Origin of the sequence: Aeromonas sp. HMWF015 (genome assembly GCF_963878965.1) — a bacterium.
GTDB classification, from domain to species: Bacteria; Pseudomonadota; Gammaproteobacteria; order Enterobacterales; family Aeromonadaceae; genus Aeromonas; species Aeromonas veronii.
Genome location: NZ_CAWNZT010000326.1, coordinates 1 through 2,968 on the forward strand (window position 1 = coordinate 1; position 2,968 = coordinate 2,968).

The 2,968-nt window shown below is 55.6% G+C and carries 4 protein-coding genes; 2 read left to right on the forward strand and 2 right to left on the reverse strand.

The annotated features are described in order from the left end of the window. Together AACS18_RS16200 and AACS18_RS16205 are read right to left on the reverse strand one after the other, a co-directional pair. The coding region (locus AACS18_RS16200; RefSeq protein WP_108612712.1) for a GspH/FimT family protein at window positions 1-498 on the reverse strand (498 nt) is incomplete at its 3' end. 98 nt (window positions 499-596) lie between these two features. Next, complete coding sequence (locus tag AACS18_RS16205) at window positions 597-1,250, reverse strand: GspH/FimT family pseudopilin (RefSeq protein WP_258228741.1); 654 nt, start codon at window positions 1,248-1,250, stop codon at window positions 597-599. Between the two features lie 11 nt (window positions 1,251-1,261). On the opposite strand from AACS18_RS16205, the gene AACS18_RS16210 reads away from it, so the two are divergent. Together AACS18_RS16210 and AACS18_RS16215 are read left to right on the forward strand one after the other, a co-directional pair. Beyond that, a complete protein-coding gene (locus AACS18_RS16210) occupies window positions 1,262-2,884 on the forward strand; it encodes an NAD+ synthase (RefSeq protein ID WP_108612713.1) in 1,623 nt (540 codons plus the stop codon). 9 nt (window positions 2,885-2,893) lie between these two features. Next, the coding region (locus tag AACS18_RS16215) for a P-II family nitrogen regulator (protein ID WP_308810799.1) at window positions 2,894-2,968 on the forward strand (75 nt) is incomplete at its 3' end.

The window sequence follows — 2,968 nt, forward strand, 5'->3', positions numbered from 1 at the left end:
TCTGCTTCTGCCGGATGGGGAAACGATGATATCGACTCGAGGTGCTTGGTCGATACAAAACCGGAGTGTCATGTTGGTGCCAATCGCAGTGCCATCTGGACTAAATCGCACAAATTGTCGATTGGCCGTCACGGTATGTTTTTCAAGAAAGGGTTCTGTTGCTGATAACAAGATATCGCCATTTGCAATATCGAATTGGCGATCCTGATTGATGTCGATAAAGACAAGCATGCGCTGGGCGCCGGTTTGATTTGCGAGTACGCAGCTTTCTTTTGTGGAGTTCCTGACAGGCATGGCAAGACATGCCGTGACGGGTTGCTGCTGTGTGATGGCTTGCCGTTGGCCGAAGATCAGGTGGTCCTGCAGGTTTCTTGTGTAGATGTCGCTGTCGGTAGATGTCAGCAGATTTGCCAATGACGGCAGTCCCAAGGTCAGCAGGATGGTTGTCAGGCTTGCAGATATTAAAAACTCAAGCAGGGTAAATCCATTTCGTTCCATAGCGTATGAGTCCTTGTTCAAAGGAGACTTTAAGCATAGCTATTGGATTGAAATGGATTCTTTTGTGCTCGTGTGTGTTTCGCTGTAGTTAATGCTGGTCATGGACATACAGCACCACTTGCCTGGCTATGGGCACGCCCGGCAGGCATAACTTCAATCTGAACGCCCTTTTCGCCGCTTACACAGAGTGAAAAGATGACCTCGCTGTCAGACGTAATGGTGCCATCTGGGGTGAAGCGCAGCGCCTGTGCATCTGCAGAAATGGCCAGTTCTGCAGGAAACTCGGGACTTGCCGTCAGAGTTGTTTCGCTGCCATTGAGCTTCTGATCGCTATTAGTATCGATAAAAGCGATCTGCCGGGTCGCTCCATTTTGATTGGCAGTAACGCACTCTTCTACAGAATTATTGATAGTGGTGAGGCAGAGAGTAACCGTTTGCTGGTTAGAGATAGCCTGTTGTCTGGCATAGTTTAAGTGGTTGAGAAGGCTTTTTTCCTGGGTCGCCAAATTATTGCTGCCAAGCAGGTTAGAGAGGGAAGGAATACCAATCCCCAAGAGAATGACGCCCAGCGCAATGGCTATCATCAACTCCATCAGGGTAAATCCGGCGTTTTTCATATCTGCGAAGGCCTGTCGTTCCGTGACTATGTACAGCTTATCCTTCCCGCTGGTTGCTGTCACACGGTTACGCCTGTCTTGAACTGGCAGATTGCCCCCCTTTTCTTTATCATTCCCCATCATTTTCGAATACAAGATGCATCGCCATGGCAAAAGCCCTCTCTCTGATGCTTGCCCAGTTGAATCTGACGGTAGGCGCCATCGAAGATAACACTGACAAAGTGCTCGCTGCGGCAGCTCAGGCCGAGCAGCAAGGTGCCGATCTGCTGGTCTGCTCCGAGCTGGCCCTGACCGGCTATCCACCGGAAGATCTGCTGCTGCGCGCCGATCTGATGATCCGGGTCGAAGCCGCGTTGGCTCGTGTTGCCGAATGGCAGGGCAACTGTGCCATTTTGGTGGGTCACCCTTGGCGTGAAGGAGAGGCGCTCTACAACGCGGCTTCCCTCTATGAGCAGGGCCAGCTGATTGCCCGTTACTTCAAGCAGGATTTGCCCAACTACGGCGTGTTTGATGAGAAGCGCTACTTTACCGCTGCAAGCGAGACCTGCGTGGTGCCATTCCGGGGTCACCAGCTGGGGCTGCTCATCTGTGAAGATCTGTGGCAGCCGGGTCCAGCGCAGGCCGCCAAGGCGGCGGGTGCCGAGCTGCTGCTCACCATCAATGCGTCGCCCTACGATCAGGAGAAACCCTGGATCCGCCGCAAGCTGATGGCGGAGCGCTGCGATCAGACCGGTCTGCCGCTGGTCTACCTCAATCAGGTCTGCGGTCAGGACGAGCTGATTTTCGACGGCTGCTCCAAGGTGTTCAACAGCCAGGGTGAGTTGACTCACAAGCTGGCCCCGTTTGCCGAAGAGCTGGCGCTGGTACGCTTTGCTGATGGCCAGCCGGTGAAGGAGCGGGAACCCGCTGCACCGCTGGAGCCGTTGGCCGAGACCTATCAGGCGCTGGTGCTGGCAGTGCGCGACTACGTTACCAAGAACGGTTTCCACGGCGCTGTGCTGGGTCTCTCCGGTGGGATCGACTCGGCGCTGACGTTGGCCATCGCGGCCGATGCCATCGGGGCCGACAAGGTGCAGGCGGTGATGATGCCGTTCCGCTACACAGCACAGATGAGTGTGGAAGATGCCAAGGAGCAGGCCGAGCGGATGGGGGTTGAGTTCAACATCATCTCCATCGAGCCTATGTTCGAAGGGTTTATGACCCAGCTGGCGCCGCTGTTTGAAGGCACCGCCCGCGATACCACCGAAGAGAACCTGCAGGCCCGTTGCCGCGGTGTGCTGCTGATGGCGCTCTCCAACAAACGTCGTCGTATCGTGCTGACTACCGGCAACAAGAGCGAGATGGCTGTTGGCTATGCCACGCTGTACGGTGACATGGCCGGTGGCTTCGACGTGCTGAAAGATGTGCCCAAGACGCTGGTCTTCAAGTTGTGCGAATATCGCAACTCGGTCGACTATGTGATCCCGCAGCGGGTTATCGACCGCCCCCCTTCAGCAGAGCTGGCACCGGATCAGGTGGATCAGGACAGTCTGCCGCCATACGACATCCTGGATGCCATCCTCAAGCGTTACGTGGAAGAGGATGCCTCGGTCGCCGACATGGTGGCAGAAGGGTTCGAGGAAGCGGTGGTGCGCAAGGTGATCCGCTTGGTGGATCTCAACGAATACAAGCGCCGTCAGGCGGCGGTCGGGCCCCGCATTACGGCTCGCAACTTTGGTAAGGATCGCCGTTACCCCATTACATCCGGGTTCGGCAAACAGAACTGGTAAGGAGTCACCATGAAGAAGATTGAAGCCATCATCAAACCGTTCAAGCTGGACGATGTGCGCGAGGCCCTGGCCGAGATCGGCATC

Coding starts and splice junctions, on each gene's coding strand:
- AACS18_RS16210 (WP_108612713.1), top strand. CDS start 1,262: ATGGCAAAAGCCCTCTCTCTGATGCTTGCCCAGTTGAATCTGACGGTA.